16 protein-coding genes and 2 tRNA genes are annotated in these 15,305 nt (G+C 71.5%); 3 read left to right on the forward strand and 15 right to left on the reverse strand.

Annotated elements, in window-relative coordinates; all coding sequences use genetic code 11:
• Window positions 1-175 precede the first annotated feature (175 nt).
• Window positions 176-248, reverse strand: a tRNA-Ala gene (locus AMK29_RS03585).
• A gap of 124 nt (window positions 249-372) precedes the next feature.
• Here AMK29_RS03585 and AMK29_RS03590 point away from each other — a divergent pair.
• Window positions 373-1,593: a glycosyltransferase 87 family protein gene (locus AMK29_RS03590; protein WP_073807306.1), complete on the forward strand. Its 1,221-nt coding sequence runs from the start codon at window positions 373-375 to the stop codon at window positions 1,591-1,593.
• Here AMK29_RS03590 and AMK29_RS03595 read toward each other — a convergent pair.
• Window positions 1,572-1,805 carry a hypothetical protein gene (locus AMK29_RS03595; RefSeq protein WP_015033559.1) on the reverse strand — a complete coding sequence of 78 codons (234 nt, stop codon included), beginning with the start codon at window positions 1,803-1,805 and terminating at the stop codon, window positions 1,572-1,574. The two genes, AMK29_RS03590 and AMK29_RS03595, sit on opposite strands and share 22 nt — an antisense overlap.
• Window positions 1,806-2,072: 267 nt before the next feature.
• On the opposite strand from AMK29_RS03595, the gene AMK29_RS03600 reads away from it, so the two are divergent.
• Entirely contained in the window at window positions 2,073-2,990 is a 918-nt protein-coding gene (locus tag AMK29_RS03600) for a helix-turn-helix transcriptional regulator (RefSeq protein ID WP_073807309.1), read from the forward strand.
• Window positions 2,991-2,993: 3 nt separating this feature from the next.
• On the opposite strand, the gene AMK29_RS03605 is transcribed toward AMK29_RS03600, so the two are convergent.
• The 6 genes from AMK29_RS03605 to AMK29_RS36635 all read right to left on the reverse strand — a co-directional run bounded on the left by AMK29_RS03605 (window position 2,994) and on the right by AMK29_RS36635 (window position 6,917).
• Window positions 2,994-3,066 (reverse strand) — tRNA-Ala (locus AMK29_RS03605).
• 96 nt (window positions 3,067-3,162) lie between these two features.
• Window positions 3,163-3,816 carry a histidine phosphatase family protein gene (locus AMK29_RS03610; protein ID WP_073807312.1) on the reverse strand — a complete coding sequence of 218 codons (654 nt, stop codon included), beginning with the start codon at window positions 3,814-3,816 and terminating at the stop codon, window positions 3,163-3,165.
• Window positions 3,813-4,280 carry a ribosome silencing factor gene (gene rsfS / locus AMK29_RS03615; RefSeq protein WP_073808250.1) on the reverse strand — a complete coding sequence of 156 codons (468 nt, stop codon included), beginning with the start codon at window positions 4,278-4,280 and terminating at the stop codon, window positions 3,813-3,815. The genes AMK29_RS03610 and rsfS overlap by 4 nt, the downstream gene beginning before the upstream one ends.
• A gap of 83 nt (window positions 4,281-4,363) precedes the next feature.
• Entirely contained in the window at window positions 4,364-6,064 is a 1,701-nt protein-coding gene (locus AMK29_RS03620; RefSeq protein ID WP_073807315.1) for an LCP family protein, read from the reverse strand.
• Between the two features lie 19 nt (window positions 6,065-6,083).
• Window positions 6,084-6,704, reverse strand: a complete 621-nt coding sequence (nadD, locus tag AMK29_RS03625; protein WP_073807318.1) for a nicotinate-nucleotide adenylyltransferase — start codon at window positions 6,702-6,704, stop codon at window positions 6,084-6,086.
• A 51-nt stretch (window positions 6,705-6,755) separates the two neighbouring features.
• The gene (locus AMK29_RS36635) at window positions 6,756-6,917 is read right to left on the reverse strand and encodes a hypothetical protein (RefSeq protein WP_030550482.1); all 162 of its coding nucleotides are present in this window, start codon (window positions 6,915-6,917) and stop codon (window positions 6,756-6,758) included.
• Between the two features lie 216 nt (window positions 6,918-7,133).
• Here AMK29_RS36635 and AMK29_RS03630 point away from each other — a divergent pair, with 216 nt between their 5' ends.
• Window positions 7,134-8,261 (forward strand): M48 family metallopeptidase, encoded by a 1,128-nt coding sequence (locus AMK29_RS03630; protein ID WP_073807320.1) that lies wholly within the window; start codon window positions 7,134-7,136, stop codon window positions 8,259-8,261.
• On the opposite strand, the gene AMK29_RS03635 is transcribed toward AMK29_RS03630, so the two are convergent.
• From AMK29_RS03635 to AMK29_RS03665, 7 genes are all read right to left on the reverse strand, one after another.
• Entirely contained in the window at window positions 8,246-9,331 is a 1,086-nt protein-coding gene (locus tag AMK29_RS03635; protein WP_073807322.1) for an SCO2583 family membrane protein, read from the reverse strand. The genes AMK29_RS03630 and AMK29_RS03635 overlap by 16 nt on opposite strands.
• A gap of 179 nt (window positions 9,332-9,510) precedes the next feature.
• Window positions 9,511-10,071 (reverse strand): SCO2584 family spore wall biosynthesis protein, encoded by a 561-nt coding sequence (locus AMK29_RS03640; RefSeq protein ID WP_073807325.1) that lies wholly within the window; start codon window positions 10,069-10,071, stop codon window positions 9,511-9,513.
• 76 nt (window positions 10,072-10,147) lie between these two features.
• Window positions 10,148-11,431, reverse strand: coding sequence for a glutamate-5-semialdehyde dehydrogenase (locus tag AMK29_RS03645; RefSeq protein WP_073807327.1), 1,284 nt, complete (start codon window positions 11,429-11,431; stop codon window positions 10,148-10,150).
• Between the two features lie 143 nt (window positions 11,432-11,574).
• Window positions 11,575-12,096, reverse strand: a complete 522-nt coding sequence (locus AMK29_RS03650; protein ID WP_073807330.1) for a hypothetical protein — start codon at window positions 12,094-12,096, stop codon at window positions 11,575-11,577.
• Window positions 12,097-12,251: 155 nt separating this feature from the next.
• Entirely contained in the window at window positions 12,252-13,355 is a 1,104-nt protein-coding gene (proB, locus tag AMK29_RS03655) for a glutamate 5-kinase (RefSeq protein WP_073808253.1), read from the reverse strand.
• A gap of 118 nt (window positions 13,356-13,473) precedes the next feature.
• Window positions 13,474-14,127: a GtrA family protein gene (locus tag AMK29_RS37865; protein ID WP_382618173.1), complete on the reverse strand. Its 654-nt coding sequence runs from the start codon at window positions 14,125-14,127 to the stop codon at window positions 13,474-13,476.
• Entirely contained in the window at window positions 14,127-15,122 is a 996-nt protein-coding gene (locus AMK29_RS03665) for a glycosyltransferase family 2 protein (RefSeq protein ID WP_073807333.1), read from the reverse strand. The genes AMK29_RS37865 and AMK29_RS03665 overlap by 1 nt, the downstream gene beginning before the upstream one ends.
• Window positions 15,123-15,305: the final 183 nt, after the last annotated feature.

Genomic DNA, 15,305 nt, shown 5'->3' on the forward strand with positions numbered 1-15,305 from the left:
GACTGATCAGCGCGGCTCGGTAAGCAGAAGGCGTACGGCACGCATGGCGCCAGGGTACCGCAGGGCCCGAGCGGGCCGCACCGGCGTTCCACGGAGCGGCGCCGTCGATGCGGCGAGGGATCGGGCACACGAAGAAGGCGCGCCACCCGATTCGGGTGGCCCGCCTTCTTTTCTGTGGAGCTAAGGAGAATTGAACTCCTGACCTCCTGCATGCCATGCAGGCGCTCTACCAACTGAGCTATAGCCCCTTGCTTGTTTCCGTCTCCGTCTCGGTTTCCCTCGCGGCGACAGACAGAACATTAACCGGCCGCCCGGCAGATCTCCAAATCGATTCTCGGAGCCCTCCTGACCTGCCCGGTAGGGTCGCCGACTGTGTCCGTCTCCGTGCTCTCGAAAACCCGCGCCCGGCCGTGGCCCCTCGCCACCGCCGCGGCGGTCTGCCTGCTCTCGTTCGCGGCCTTCTGGGTGGCGCAACGCCTCGCCCACGTGAACATGCTCGACGTGATGGTCTACCGGGCCGAGGGCGAGACGGTCAGGGCCGGTGGTGACCTGTACGCGATGCGCGCCACCTCGGCGAACCTCGGCATGACGTATCCGCCCTTCGCGGCCCTGCTGTTCGTCCCGCTGACCCTGGTGAGCGTGCCGCTGATGCGGACGCTCAGCACGGCGGGGAACCTGCTCCTCGTCGTCGCCCTGGTCCAGCTGTCGCTCCAGTTGGTCCGCCCGTCCCTGTCCCGTACGGATCTGTGGCGTACGACGCTGTGGGTCGCCGCGGTCGTGGTCTGGTCCGAGCCGGTGTGGACGACCCTGCGGTACGGGCAGATCAACCTGCTCATAGCGGTGGCGGTGCTCTGGGACCTCACGCGCGCGCGTGGCAGCCGCTGGGCGGGCCTCGGCATCGGCCTGGCGACCGCGGTGAAACTCACACCGGGTCTCTTCGTGGTCCTGCTGCTCGTCGCGGGGCTGATCCTGTGGCGCGGGGACCGGTCCTGGAACACCTGGCTGCGTACGGCGGTGACGGCGACCGGCGTGTTCCTGGCGACGACGCTGGCCGTGGTGCTCGTGCTGCCGGCGGACTCGAAGCGCTTCTGGACGGAGACCCTGTTCGAGACGGGCCGGGTCGGTTTCGCCGAGGAGACCGCCAACCAGTCGATCCGGGGCGTGCTGGCCCGGCTCATGCACACCGACGACCCGGGCCTGTGGTGGGCGGTGACGGCGGCGCTCCTGGGCGGCGCGGCGATGGTGCTCGCGGTACGGGCCGCGGTGCGGGGCGACAAGGCCGTGGCGGTCGTCGTCTGCGCGTTCACGGCGCTGATGATCAGCCCGATCTCCTGGTCCCACCACTGGGTCTGGTGCGTGCCGCTGCTGATCCTGCTCGCGGACCGCGCCACGCGCGCGTGGCCGGTGACGGGCGCGGTGGCCCTGGTCTTCGCGTCGTTCGCGCTGTGGTGGGTTCCGCACGACCCGGGCCGGCCCGAGCTGGACCAGAACGCGGGCCAGATGCTGCTGTCCGCGATCTACCCGCTGACGACGACGGCGCTGCTCGTGGGGTACGCGCTGACGCTGCGGCGTCAGGCCGTGGCGAAGGAGTAGAACCGCTTGAGGGTGCAGTGCTCGTCGAGGAGCCGGCCGTAGATCGGCTCCCCCTCCAGCTCGCGGTACGTCTCGATGGGGTCGCCTTTTATGATCAGCGCCCGCGCGCACTCCTCGCACCAGTACTGGAACCCTGGGTTGACGGGGTCCATGTCACGCACGATGGGCGTACCGCTGCCGCACCAGTCGCACTTCCTCCTGTGTGCACCCATCAGTCAGCTCCAGCTGTGGCCGCAGGCCGTGCACCCATAGGACACCCCGCAGTTGTCGCCGAGCACTTGGGCCACCCTCCCGTCCGGATTCCTCGTCCCCCTCCGGCCGTCCGATTCTGCCATGGCCCCGCAAGAGGGTCAGCGTGATCGGCGTGGCGGTCCCGCCGCCGCGGCCTGCGGGACGCCGAACGGCCGTCCGGTCCGGTTGTCGGTGCCACGGTCTTTACTGGGACAGCACGGGGGACTCGACCATGGGGGGGTGCGGCGATCGTGGCAGCGGTACCGACACAGCGGCGGCGACGGCCGGAGCTCGCCGCCTTCCTGCGCAGCCGCCGGGCCAGGGTGACCCCCGAGGACGTGGGGATGCCGCCGGGGCTCCGCCGCCGTACACCGGGCCTGCGCCGCGAGGAGGTCGCCCGGCTCTCCGGGGTCGGCGTCACCTGGTACACCTGGCTGGAGCAGGGACGTCCGATCAACGCCTCCGCGCAGGTGCTCGACGCGGTCGCCCGCACACTGCGGCTCGACCGGTCCGAGCGCGAGCACCTCTACCGCTTGGCCGAGGTGCCGTACGCCCCGGAGCGGTCCGCCGCGGACGTGCCGGGGGTCGGCCCGGAGGTCCAGGGCGTCCTCGACGCCCTGGACCCGCACCCGGCGGTGCTCCACGACGCGCGGTACGACGTCCTCGCGACCAACGCCATGTACGAGCGGCTCTTCTTCCGGCACGACCAGGACGGGCGCGGCGGACAGGCCCTGGACACCGGCCCGTTCGGCGTACGCAACGTGCTGTGGGCGCTGTTGAGCACGCCCGGCCCCACCTGCCCGGTGATGGAGCGGGAGCGGGAACTGCCCCTGATGGTGGCCCGGTTGCGGGGCGCGTACGGACGTCATGGGGGCGAGCCCGCCTGGGAGGAGTTCATACGGCGCCTCGCGGAGGCCAGTCCGGAGTTCGCCCGGTTGTGGCGCGGCGGCGACGTGGTCCCGCCGGGGACACGGGTGCGGACCCTCCGCCACGAGCGGGTGGGTGAGGTCCGGTCGGTCCCGGTCTCCCTCTCCGTGGACGGGATGCCGGAGTGCCGCATCGTGACGTACACGCCGAGCGACGAGGAGAGCCGTCAGGGGCTCGCGGCCCTGCACGAGGTGACGGAACGACGAATCCCGCCCCCTGCTGGGGACGGGATCCGGTGATTGTGGAGCTAAGGAGAATTGAACTCCTGACCTCCTGCATGCCATGCAGGCGCTCTACCAACTGAGCTATAGCCCCTCGTGTTCTTCGCGCTCCGCGCTGCGAACAAGAAGAACTCTAGCCTGTGACCTGCCGGAAAGTGAAATCCGGGTCCGGCAGGCCGGGCCGCGGGGCTCAGTCGTCGTCGCCGAGGACCGGCTCGGGCAGCGTGCCCGCGTTGTGCTCCATCAGACGCCAGCCACGGGCGCCCTCGCCGAGGACGGACCAGCAGCAGTTCGTGAGGCCGCCCAGGCTCTCCCAGTGGCGGGACTCCAGGTCCAGGAGTCGGCCGATGGTGGTGCGGATCGTGCCGCCGTGGCTCACCACGACGAGCGTGCCGTCGTCGGGGAGCTTGTCGGCGTGCTCCAGGACCACCGGGGCGGCCCGGTCGGCCACCTCGGTCTCCAGCTCGCCGCCGCCCCGGCGCACGGGCTCGCCGCGCTTCCAGGCGGCGTACTGCTCGCCGTACCGCGCCACGATCTCGTCATGGGTCAGGCCCTGCCACTCCCCCGCGTACGTCTCGCGCAGCGCGGAGTCGTGGGCGACGGCGTGGCCGGTGAGCGCGGCCAACTCGGCGGCGGTGGCGGCCGCCCGCTTCAGGTCGGACGCGACGATGGCGTCCGGCTTGAGCGCGGCGAGCAGCCGTGCGGCCCGGCGCGCCTGGGCGACGCCGGTCTCCGTCAGCTCGATGTCGGTCGAGCCCTGGAAACGGCGCTCCAGGTTCCAGGAGGTCTGGCCGTGGCGCCAGAGGACGATGCGGCGGCCTCTGCCGCCCTTGGTGGTGCTCAGCTCAGCTCACCGTCCGCCTCGTCGGGCAGGCCCGCGGCGTGGTCGGCGAGGTCGACCCCGGTCAGGGCCGCGTGCTCGGCACCCTTGCCGCGCGTCTTCGACGCGTCCTCGGGCAGCGGCAGCTCGGGGCAGTCCTTCCACAGCCGCTCCAGGGCGTAGAAGACCCGCTCCTCGCTGTGCTGGACGTGGACGACGATGTCGACGTAGTCCAGGAGGATCCAGCGCGCGTCGCGGTCGCCCTCACGGCGGACCGGCTTGGCGCCGAGGTCCTTGTTCAGGCGCTCCTCGATCTCGTCGACGATCGACTTGACCTGGCGGTCGTTGGGCGCGGAGGCGAGCAGGAAGGCGTCGGTGATCGACAGCACGTCGCTGACGTCGTACGCGATGATGTCGTGCGCGAGCCGGTCGGCGGCCGCCTGAGCGGCGGCGTTGACGAGCTCGATGGAACGATCCGTGGCGGTCACAAGCAGGCTTTCGTCGGCGGTCCAGTACCCCTCCAGGGTCTCACGGACCGCCGACGCGCCCGCCAACGTTTTCAGGAGCGCCGTTACCGGGGGCCCTGAGGCTTGTAGTCCTGGCCCAGGACGACGGTGACCGCGGCGGCGTTCGAGGGCTCGCCCTTGGTGACCGCGGTGGCCGGCAGCCCCAGCGTCTTGGCCACCTCGGCCGCTGTCGCCTTCTGGGCGTCGTCGGCGTACAGGACCTGCGACGTCTCGCGGGTGGGCGCCTCGGCGCCTCCCACGAAGGCGTAGCCGCCGTTGATCAGGACGATCCTGGCTGTCTCGGTGGCGCCCTTCCCGGAGCCGTCCCGGATCGAGACCCGGGTCACCTCGCCGGCCTCGGGGGCGGTGACCTTGCCGCCGAGGATGTCCTTCACCACACTTCCGCCGGCGTCCTCGGTCAGGGCGCCGTCCGCGCCGACCGGCAGCAGGGCCGTCTTGTGGTCGCCGATCTTGGCGTGCTCGGCGAGCCTGGCGAGGGAGGCCGCCAGGTCCTTCTCCGGGAGCGAGGGGTCGAGGATCTGCTGCAGGGTCTGGATGGTGACCGTGGCGGCCTCGGGGTCGGAGGAGATCTTCCGCAGCACGCCGTACATGACCTGGCCGAACCGCTGGAGCTGCTTGGCCTCGGCCTCGCCGGGTGCCCGGTAGGTGGCGTAGGCGACGGCGGCGCGGCCGTTCAGGGTCTGCTTCTCGCCCTTCCTGACCAGCGGGTCCGCGCCCTTCTTGGCGCCGGGCACGTCCGTGTCGGTGTCCGTCTCGATGCCGCTGACGGTCTCGACGAGGTTCTCCAGGTACGGGGTGTCCAGGCGCCAGGTCCCGGTGATCCGGGTGCCGAGGAGATTGCCGATCGCCTCCCGGGTCCCACCGGCCCCGTCGTCCTCGACCGACTTGCCGAGGGTCGTCACGGAGCCCTCCTCGTCGGCGACGACGACGGAGTTGGGGAGCAGGACGGTGGTGCCCTGGCGGGTGGTCGCGTTGTTCACGAGGAGGGCGGTGGAGGTGCCGCCGTTCTTGAGGTCGTGGAGGTGGACGACGATCGTGTCGCGCTTCTGCGGACCGGTCGCTGCGTTCCCCTTCTGCTCCGCCTCGGACGAGCCGGGCAGCTTGCCGGCGGACCACAGGTAGCCGACGCCGCCCGCGACCGCGAGGACGAGCACGACGACGAGGGCGACGACCCGGTTGCGGCCGCGCCGCCGGGCCTCCTCGCGGCGCTCGGAACGGCTCTCGGTGAACTTCAGCCAGTCGATGACGTCCTCGGAGTCCTCGTCCGGCTCCTCGATGAACGAGAACTGCTCGGTGCGGTAGTCCCGGTCGTCGTCGCCCCCGGCCTGCCGGGCCGGGGCGGACCGCTCGGAGGCGGGGCGCTGTCCGGGGACGCCGGCCGGGGCCGCGACGGGCGCCGCGGGGGTGACGGGTGCGGCCTGCGTCGCGGGGGCGGGGGCGGGCTCGGCCGGCGCGGCCCACTGCTGCCCCGTGTCGTACGAGGGGTAGGCGTAGCCCTGCTGCTGCCCGTAGGGGTCGTACGGCGATCCCTGCTGCGGCTGTTGCGGCTGCTGCTGCCCGCCGTAGGGGTCGTAGCCGTACCCCTGCTGCGGCTGCTGCTGTTGACCGCCGTACGGGTCGTAGTGCTGCCCCTGCCCCTGCTGAGGCGCCTGGGGCTGCTGGTACACCGGCTGCCCGTACTCGTCGTAGCCGATGATCTGCGGCTGCGGATAGTACGGGTCGTACGGGTGCTGCTGGTCGTTCACCGGTGGCCCTCCCCGAAGCTCACGCGCGGCGGTACAACTGGCGCTTGTCGATGTAGCGCACCACGCCGTCAGGGACCAGGTACCAGACGGGATCCCCCTGCGCGACCCGCGCCCGGCAGTCGGTGGAGGAGATGGCGAGCGCGGGAACCTCGACCAACGAGACCCCGCCCTTGGGCAGTCCGTCGTCGGTGAGGTCGTGGCCCGGCCGGGTGACGCCGATGAAGTGCGCGAGCGAGAAGAGCTCCTCGGCGTCGCGCCAGGTGAGGATCTGTGACAGCGCGTCGGCCCCGGTGATGAAGAAGAGGTCCGCATCGGTGTTGAGGGCGCGCAGGTCCCGCAGGGTGTCGATGGTGTAGGTCGCACCGCCGCGGTCGATGTCGATGCGGCTGACCGAGAACTGCGGGTTGGACGCCGTGGCGATGACCGTCATCAGGTAGCGGTCCTCGGGCGCAGACACGGCCTTGTCGCTCTTCTGCCACGGCTGCCCGGTCGGTACGAACACCACCTCGTCCAGGTGGAACAGGGCGGCGACCTCGCTGGCCGCCACCAGGTGTCCGTGGTGGATCGGGTCGAAGGTTCCGCCCATCACGCCGAGTCGGCGCTTCCCGCGCCCGCCAGTAGGCATTTCCTGCTCTCCCATGCGTGCAGAGCCTACTGGCACGGCAGCGGACGCCTGATCAGGGTCGCCGGTTCAGCGGTCGCGGTTGAAGCGGGTGGTGATCCACAGCAGCAGCATCAGGGCGCCGAAGGCACCGAAGCCGGTGAGGTAGGGGCTGAGGCTTTCGTGGTTGCCGCCGTGCTCGGCGCCCTCGGCGAGGGAGACCAGGTTGGCGGCGGTGCTGTGGAGGCTCATCTTCGGCAGACCTATCGATCGGGGATGGGAGCGGAGACTTCGCGCACATCGTATGCGGGCCGTGCGGACGGGCTCACGCCGACTCAGGCGTTGGTGTCGAGCTCCGCTGAACGGCCCGGCCCGAGTTATCCACAGGCCCCGGCGCACGAGGGCGCCAACGCCTAGGCTGGGTGCGTCAGGGGGACGAGCACCGACTCGTACGAACAGGGGGCATCCATGACCGAGAACGACCAGGGGAACGTGCCGAGCAGGCAGCGCAAGCGGTTCCCCGGCATCTCCTCGCGGGCCTACGAGCATCCCGCCGACCGCTCGGCGCTGGTGGCGCTGCGCAAGCTCAGCGGCTTCGACACGGTCTTCAAGGCGCTCAGCGGGCTGCTGCCCGAGCGCAGTCTGCGGCTCCTCTTCCTCTCGGACTCCGTCCGGGTGAGCGACGCGCAGTTCAACCACCTCAACGAGATGCTGCGGGACGCCTGTTACATCCTGGACCTGGAGAAGGTCCCGCCGATGTACGTGACGCAGGACCCGAAGCCCAACGCCATGTGCATCGGCCTCGACGAGCCGATCATCGTCGTCACCACCGGTCTGGTGGAGCTGCTCGACGAGGAGGAGATGCGGGCGGTCGTCGGCCATGAGGTCGGGCACGCCCTGTCCGGGCACTCCGTGTACCGCACGGTGCTGCTCTTCCTCACCGGCCTGGCGCTCAAGATCGCCTGGATCCCCCTGGGGAACGTGGCGATCATGGCCATCGTGACGGCGCTGCGGGAGTGGTTCCGGAAGTCGGAGCTCTCGGCCGACCGGGCGGGACTCCTCGTGGGGCAGGACGTGCGGGCCTCGATGCGCGGTCTGATGAAGATCGCCGGCGGCAACCACCTCCACGAGATGAACGTGGACGCGTTCCTCGCCCAGGCCGACGAGTACGAGAAGGCCGGCGACCTGCGGGACTCGGTCCTGAAGATCCTCAACGTGCTGCCGCGGACGCACCCCTTCACGACCGTCCGGGCGGCGGAGCTGAAGAAGTGGTCGGAGAGCCGCGACTTCCAGCGGATCATGGACGGCCACTACCCGAAGCGCTCGGAGGACAAGGACACCTCGGTCACGGACTCCTTCCGCGAGTCGGCGGGGCACTACGCCGACACGGTGCGGACCAGCAAGGATCCGCTGATGAAGCTGGTCGGGGACATAGCCGGGGGCGCCGGTGACCTGGCGGGCGACCTGGGCGGGCGGCTGCGCAACCGGTTCGGCGCCGGGCAGGGCCCGAAGCAGCCCGGCGACGGCGGACCGACGACCGGGGACGACGGGAGCGGCCCGGCGAGCGGCTCCGGGGGCGGTCAGAGCGAGGGCTGAGCGTCCGGCGCCAGCGCTCCGCACAGCGAGGGCGCGGCGGGCCGACCCGTGGCGTACGGGTCGGTGACCGCCGGGCCTCCGCCGGCCTCGGGGGTCCGCGCCCCCGCCAGGAGCGGCTTCAGGGCGCCGGTCGTGTCCGCGCCGCATGCCTGCGGGCCCGCCTCGACGGTGCTGGTCACCAGCTCGGCCCGGTGCATGCGCAGGTCCTCGCGGTCGAAGCGGAAGTGCAGCTCGCGGTGGACCGTGAAGAGGGACGCCTCCGCGCCCGGCCCCGCGCCCCCGGCGGCCGGGCGGAGGGCGTAGGTGTACGTGTGGTCCGCCGTGACGTCCAGGGTGTCGGGACCGGTCTCCTCGAAACGCAGGGTGCCCTGGACGCGGGTGGCGGGGTCCGCGAGGACCACCTGACGCGGGTCGAAGCGGACGAGCCAGCCGGCGAGGGCGTGCCGGCCGTCGTCGGCCGGTGACTCGACGCTCCGGTCGAACTGTTCCAGCTGGTCCGGGTCGATCAGCAGCCGCGCGGGGCGGACGGTCGCCCCGGACAGGACGCCGGGCTCCAGGGAGGAGGCCACCAGGTACTCCTTGGCGATGCCGAGGGCGGTGACGACCTGACTCTCGGCGAAGTGGGTGGTGCGTCCGGTGACCGGCAGGTTGATGCCGGCGGCTCCGGTGCGGTACTCGGCCGCGGGGCTGTGGTCGAAGAGCCGGTCGGGCACGCCGCCGACGACGGGGCCCTGGGGGGCGAGCGGGACCACGGTGGTCCGCAGGGGCTCGGCCCGCTGGTCGGCGGGCGGCAGGTACGGGTTGCGGACGCCCAGGTAGATGGCGGTGCCGAAGGCGAGGAGGATCAGCAGGACCAGCAGGAGCGCCTGGCGGGAGCCGCTCCGGCCCTCCCAGGAGGAGGAGCGGCTGCGGACGGCCAGGGCGTGTTCGCCCATCCGTTCCCGGGCGGAGTACTCCTGGAGATGGGCAGCGCGGACGAACGCCTCGTCGAAGACGACGGATCGGTATTCGTCCTCACCGCCGGGGACCCCGTCGGGTGTCCCCTCAGGCGGGTCGCCACGCCCTGCCATACCTTCAGGGTAGGTCCGCGGGGGCTTCGGTAAACGCCCAGGTACACGCCAAGTTCGGAAGAATCCCGCCGTCGGGGCCGTGTACGGCGGGAAGTGAGGAGGATCCGGGCGGTTCGGCCGTTCGGGGGACGGCGGAGGCCGTCCGGGCGACGCTGACCGCGGCGGCGGGGGCGTCGGCGCTATCCGGGGGACGCCGACCGGGCCGCGGGGGCGTGGGCGGCGGGCGGGGCCGGGTGCGGCTTGGGCGTGTCGACGCCCGTCGTGGCCGGCGGAGGGATCTGGTCCTGGCGGTTGGCGGCCGCACCCCGGTAGACGGCGCTGAAGGCGAGGGCGACCATGCCGATCCCCATGAGGAGGGCGAGGAGCCAGGCGACGGGCCGGTGCCAGCGTGCGCTGCCCCGGTAGGGGAGCAGGGGGCCGCCGTGGCGGCCGTAGGGGCTGGCGTCGTCGCCGATGTCGTCGGGCTCGTAGGTGAGGGCCGTGGGGTCGTGGAGGTCCTCGTAGGGGTCGTCGTCGGCGGGTCCCCCTCCGGCGCGGGCGCGGGCCGCCTCGGCCTCGGCGCGGGCCTGGGCGGCGGCGAGGAGCCGCTCGACCGCGGTGGGCTCGTGGACGGTCGCCGCCCGCACGAAGTCCTCGTCGAACACCACGTCGGCGTAGACCTCGTCGGCGCCTCCGCGGTCGACAGAGTCCTCAGGGTCACCGCCGTCCTGGAACGGCCTGCCCCCCACGTCGTCCGGCACGGATTCAGAGTAGACCCGGAAGGTGGTTTTCGGCAGGGAGAGTGCGAACCCTCCCCGCCCGTACCGAAAGGAGGGATTACCGCACGTGACCGTCACCGGTGACGATGTACTTGGTCGAGGTCAGCTCGGGAAGGCCCATGGGGCCCCGGGCGTGCAGCTTCTGGGTGGAGATGCCGATCTCCGCGCCGAAGCCGAACTCGCCGCCGTCCGTGAACCGGGTGGAGGCGTTGACGGCGACCGTGGTGGAGTCGACCAGCTGGGTGAAGCGGCGGGCCGCGGCCTGCGAGGTGGTGACGATCGCCTCGGTGTGGCCGGAGGACCACATGCGGATGTGCTCGACGGCCTTGTCGAGGGATTCGACGACGGCGGCGGCGATGTCGTACGAGAGGTACTCGGTCTCCCAGTCCTCCGGCGTGGCGGGGACGACCGTGGCCTTGGAGCCCTCCGCGAGGGCGAGGACCCGCTCGTCGGCGTGGACGGTGACGCCGGCCTCGGCGAGGGCGGCGAGGGCCTTGGGAAGGAAGGCCTCGGCGACGTCCTGGTGGACGAGGAGGGTCTCGGCCGCGTTGCAGACGCTGACCCGGTGGGCCTTGGAGTTGAGCAGGATCTCGACGGCCATGTCGAGGTCGGTCTGCGCGTCGACGTAGACGTGGCAGTTTCCGGTGCCGGTCTCGATGACGGGGACGGTGGACTCCTCGACGACCGTCCGGATCAGGGAGGCGCCGCCGCGCGGGATGAGGACGTCGACGAGGCCGCGGGCGCGCATCAGCTCGCGGACCGAGTCGCGGGACTCGCCGGGGACGAGCTGGATGGCGTCGGCGGGCAGGCCGGAGCCGCCGACGGCGTCCCGCAGGACCTTCACCAGGGCGGTGTTGGAGGCGTAGGCGGAGGACGAGCCGCGGAGCAGGACGGCGTTGCCGGACTTGAGGCAGAGGGCGGCGGCGTCGACGGTGACGTTGGGGCGGGCCTCGTAGATGATGCCGACGACACCGAGCGGCACGCGAACCTGGCGCAGGTCGATGCCGTTGGGGAGGGTGGAGCCGCGGACGACCTCGCCGACGGGGTCGGGCAGCGCGGCCACGTCACGGACGTCGGCGGCGATGGCCCGGACGCGCTCCGGGGTGAGGGTGAGCCGGTCGATGATCGCCTCGCTGGTCCCGGCTTCGCGGGCCTTGGCGATGTCCTCGGCGTTGGCCTCGACGATCTCGGCGGTGCGGACTTCGAGGGCGTCCGCGATCGCCAGCAGGGCGTCGTCCTTGGCCGAGCGCGGGAGTGGCGCGATTTCGGCGGCGGCGCCACGGGCCCGGTAGGCGGCCCGGGTGACCGGGGAGAGGTTGTCGAGGGGCGTGAGCGAGGTCATGCCCGCAGGGTACTGGCACCCCTGCGGACATCCCTCACGTATCCCGCACTCCGAGACGTGCGTCCCCGGTCGCGAGACGCACGCCCGTCGAGCCGCGGGGCGCGGGACCCGAGCCGGGACGCGGAACGCATCGGCCGACCCGCTCAGTACGGGTGGACGCCGACCGGCGCGGCGGGAGGTGGGCCGTAGCCCTCCGCGATCCGCTGGTGGTAGGTCTCGCGGTCGATGACCTCAAGGCCGACGATCTCCCACGGTGGCAGCTTGGCGGTCTGCCGGTGCTCGCCCCACAGGCGCAGGGCGACGGCCGCGGCGTCGTGCAGGTCGCGGGCCTCCTCCCAGTACCGGATCTCGGCGTGGTCGTTGGCGTACCGGCTGGTCAGCAGGAAGGGGTGGTCGTGGGCCAGCTGCTCCAGCCCGCGCCGCACCTCCTTCAGCGGCGACTCCACACCCGAAACGCTGAGGGTGATGTGCCAGAGTTTGGACACGGGCTGTTCCCTGGCGCGTGCTTCACGCGCCTCGCGAACCTCACGTGTCTCGGTGATGGTCTCGGTCTTCCTGTCCGTGGACCTGTCCCGTGCCTCGTCGAAGTCGGCTCCGGCCTCGACACTGGTCAGGGCGCGTTCGGCGGTCCCTCGGGGCAGCGCCCCTGGGCGCGCTCGTCTCACCGGCGGCCTCCTGTGTGATGCGTGTGGTGCTGTACCCCGCCCTGCTCTTACCCCCGAGACAAAGTTGACCAGCCCGAGGCGGCACATGGGGCGGTTTTGGGGAACGTCCCTTCCGGATGGCCGCACTTTCAGCCGTTTCGGGAGGGGTGCGAGGGTCAGCCGATGACGACCAGATCGTCGCGGTGGACGACCTCGCGCTCGTACTCGGGCCCGAGGTCCTTGGCGAGTTCACGGGTGGAGCGCCCGAGCATCCGGGGCATCTCCTTGGCGTCGAAGTTGACGAGGCCACGGGCGACGGCCCGGCCCTCGGTGTCGCGGAGCTCGACCGGGTCACCGGCCACGAAATCGCCCTCGACTCCCGCGACACCGGCCGCGAGCAGGGACTTCTTGCCCTCGACGACCGCTCGTACGGCACCGTCGTCCAGGGTCAGGGAACCCTGGGGGGTGGAGGCGTGGGCGAGCCAGAGGAGCCGGTCGGCGGAGCGGCGCCCGGTGCGGTGGAAGTACGTACCGGTGTCACGGCCGCTCAGGGCGTCGGCGGCGCGGCTCGCGGAGGTGAGGACGACGGGGATGCCCGCGGCGGCGGCGATCCGGGCGGCCTCGACCTTGGTGACCATGCCGCCGGTGCCGACGCCCGCCTTGCCGGCCGAGCCGATCTCCACGTGGGCGATGGACTCCGGTCCGGTGACCTCGGCGATCCTCGACGTTCCCGGCTTGGCCGGGTCGCCGTCGTAGAGGCCGTCGACGTCGGAGAGGAGGACGAGGAGGTCGGCGCGGACGAGGTGGGCGACGAGGGCGGCGAGCCGGTCGTTGTCGCCGAAGCGGATCTCGTCCGTGGCGACGGTGTCGTTCTCGTTGACGACCGGCAGCGCGCCCATGGCGAGGAGCTGGTCGAGGGTCCGGTACGCGTTGCGGTAGTGGGCGCGGCGGCTGGTGTCGTCGGTGGTGAGGAGGACCTGGCCGACGCGGACGCCGTAGCGGGCGAAGGAAGCGGTGTAGCGGGCGACGAGGAGGCCCTGGCCGACGCTGGCGGCGGCCTGCTGACGGGCGAGGTCCTTGGGGCGGCGGGTGAGGCCGAGGGGTGCGAGGCCGGCGGCGATGGCGCCGGACGAGACGAGGACGATCTCCTTCTCGCCGCCGCTGCGGACCTTGGCGAGCACGTCGCAGAGGGCGTCGACGCGGTCGGCGTCGAGGCCCCCGGACGCCGTGGTGAGCGATGAGGAGCCGACCTTGACGACGATCCTGCGGGCCTCCGTCACGTACTGCCTCGCCACGTCCGTCCGTCCCGTCACCTGCGTCGTCACGTGTGTCGCCACCTGCGTCGTCCTTACTCGGCTCTCCCGCGCCGAGTGCTCCCCGCCGCGGCTGCCTGGCAATCTACGCGAGCCGGGAGGGCTGCCGCTCGTCCGTTTCGCTTCCTGGACCGGTGGCGGCGGGGTCCTGTCCGGCGTTCCGGGGCACGAGGATCCGCTGGGAGATCAGGTAGGTGAACGGGATGGCGACCACGGCCGCGACGAGTGGCGCGATCCTGTCGTCCATGTGTGCCCAGGTGACGAGCGCGTACAGACCGACGCTCTGCACCAGGTAGTTGGTGACGTTGGTGAGGGGGAAGAGGGCGAACTTCTTCCAGGTCGGACGGGTCCGGTAGGTGAAGTAGGTGTTGAGGAAGAAGGAGCCGATCATGCTGAGGAGGAAGGCGAGGGAGTACGCGGCGAAGTACGGCATCCACGGGTGAAGCAGCAGGTAACAGCCGAAGAAGGTGCCGGTGTTGACGCCACCGACGAGGGCGAAGCGGAATATCTCGGCGAGCCGCCCGCGCCGCGCACCGGCCGCGGCCGACGCACCCGAGCCTGCCCACTCCCCTGAGCCTGTCGACTCCCCCGGACCCGCCGACGCCCCTGAGCCTGTCGCCTGCCCCGATCCCGCCGACGCGCCCGAACCGGCCGGCTCCCCCGAACCCGCCGGGCCCGCCGACGGGCCCGGGCCGGACGTGGCCGGCGTGGCCCCCGGCCCGCCCTGGTCCGGCGCCATCAGTGCTCCGCCTCGGTGGCCGCGACGCGGATCCGCTCGGCGGCGGCGCGTTCGGCCGCTCCGCGGCCGAAGGAGCGGTGGGTCTCCTTGACGAGGAAGTGCGGCCGGCGCTTGGTCTCGTAGTAGATGCGGCCGATGTACTCGCCGATCAGCCCGAGCATCACCATCTGCACACCGCCGAGGCCCACGATGATCGCGACCAGGGTGACGTAGCCGGGGGCGGTGACGCCCTGGGTGACGGCGGCCGCGGCCACCCAGACGGCGTAGAGGGCGGCGAGGCCGGTGAGCATCATCCCGAGCCAGAGCGCGATGCGCAGCGGGCGGTTGTTGAAGGAGATCAGCCCGTCCATGCCGTAGTTGACCAGCGAGCTGAACTTCCACTTCGTCTCACCGCCCTCGCGCGCGGCGTTCTGGTAGTCGAAGGTGACGGTGTCGAAGCCGATCCAGGAGAAGAGCCCCTTGGAGAAGCGGTTGTACTCGGGCAGCGAGAGCAGGGCGTCGACGGCCGGCCGGGACAGCAGCCGGAAGTCACCGACGCCGTCGGTGAGTTCCACGTCGACCCAGCGGTTGACGGCCCGGTAGTACATACGGCTGAGCGCCGAACGGAGCTTCTTGTCCCCTTCGCGGGTCCGCCGTGCCATGACCTGGTCGTGGCCCTGGTGGTGCAGGTCCAGCATGCGCGCGAGGAGTTCGGGCGGGTGCTGGAGGTCGGCGTCCATGATCACGACGGCGTCGCCGGTGGATTTGCGCAGGCCGGCGAGCATGGCGGCCTCCTTGCCGAAGTTGCGGCTGAAGGAGGCGTACTGGGTCTGGTGCGGGTGCCGGGCGGCGATCTCACGGAGCTTGCCGAGCGTTCCGTCGGAGCTGCCGTCGTCCACGTAACAGATCTCGTAGCCGACCGGAAGGGTGTCGAGCACCTGTCGCATTCGCGCATCGAAGCGCTCGACGACGTCCTCCTCGTTGAAACAGGGGACGACGACGGAAAGCCTGGTCATTGAACGGTCACTCCAGAGGGATGGGCGAGAGTACGTCCTGAGGGACCGCCACCGGACTCTCCTTCGAGCAGCGCGGCCAGGGTACGAAGCGGCGGTGACCGCCCGGCGTCGCCCGAGTGACCGCCCCTGGTCGGCATGTCGTCCATGCAGCAAAGCATGCGGGGAAGATATTGATATACGTGG

This window comes from Streptomyces sp. CB02261, assembly GCF_001905665.1.
Taxonomy (GTDB): domain Bacteria; phylum Actinomycetota; class Actinomycetes; order Streptomycetales; family Streptomycetaceae; genus Streptomyces.

Excerpts from the sequence above, each read along its gene's own strand:
- AMK29_RS03595 (WP_015033559.1), bottom strand. The coding sequence starts at position 1,805 with ATGGGTGCACACAGGAGGAAGTGCGACTGGTGCGGCAGCGGTACGCCC.
- nadD (WP_073807318.1), bottom strand. The coding sequence starts at position 6,704 with ATGGGAGAGCAGGAAATGCCTACTGGCGGGCGCGGGAAGCGCCGACTC.
- AMK29_RS36635 (WP_030550482.1), bottom strand. The coding sequence starts at position 6,917 with ATGAGCCTCCACAGCACCGCCGCCAACCTGGTCTCCCTCGCCGAGGGC.
- AMK29_RS03630 (WP_073807320.1), top strand. The coding sequence starts at position 7,134 with ATGACCGAGAACGACCAGGGGAACGTGCCGAGCAGGCAGCGCAAGCGG.
- AMK29_RS03635 (WP_073807322.1), bottom strand. The coding sequence starts at position 9,331 with ATGGCAGGGCGTGGCGACCCGCCTGAGGGGACACCCGACGGGGTCCCC.
- AMK29_RS03645 (WP_073807327.1), bottom strand. The coding sequence starts at position 11,431 with ATGACCTCGCTCACGCCCCTCGACAACCTCTCCCCGGTCACCCGGGCC.
- AMK29_RS37865 (WP_382618173.1), bottom strand. The coding sequence starts at position 14,127 with ATGGCGCCGGACCAGGGCGGGCCGGGGGCCACGCCGGCCACGTCCGGC.
- AMK29_RS03665 (WP_073807333.1), bottom strand. The coding sequence starts at position 15,122 with ATGACCAGGCTTTCCGTCGTCGTCCCCTGTTTCAACGAGGAGGACGTC.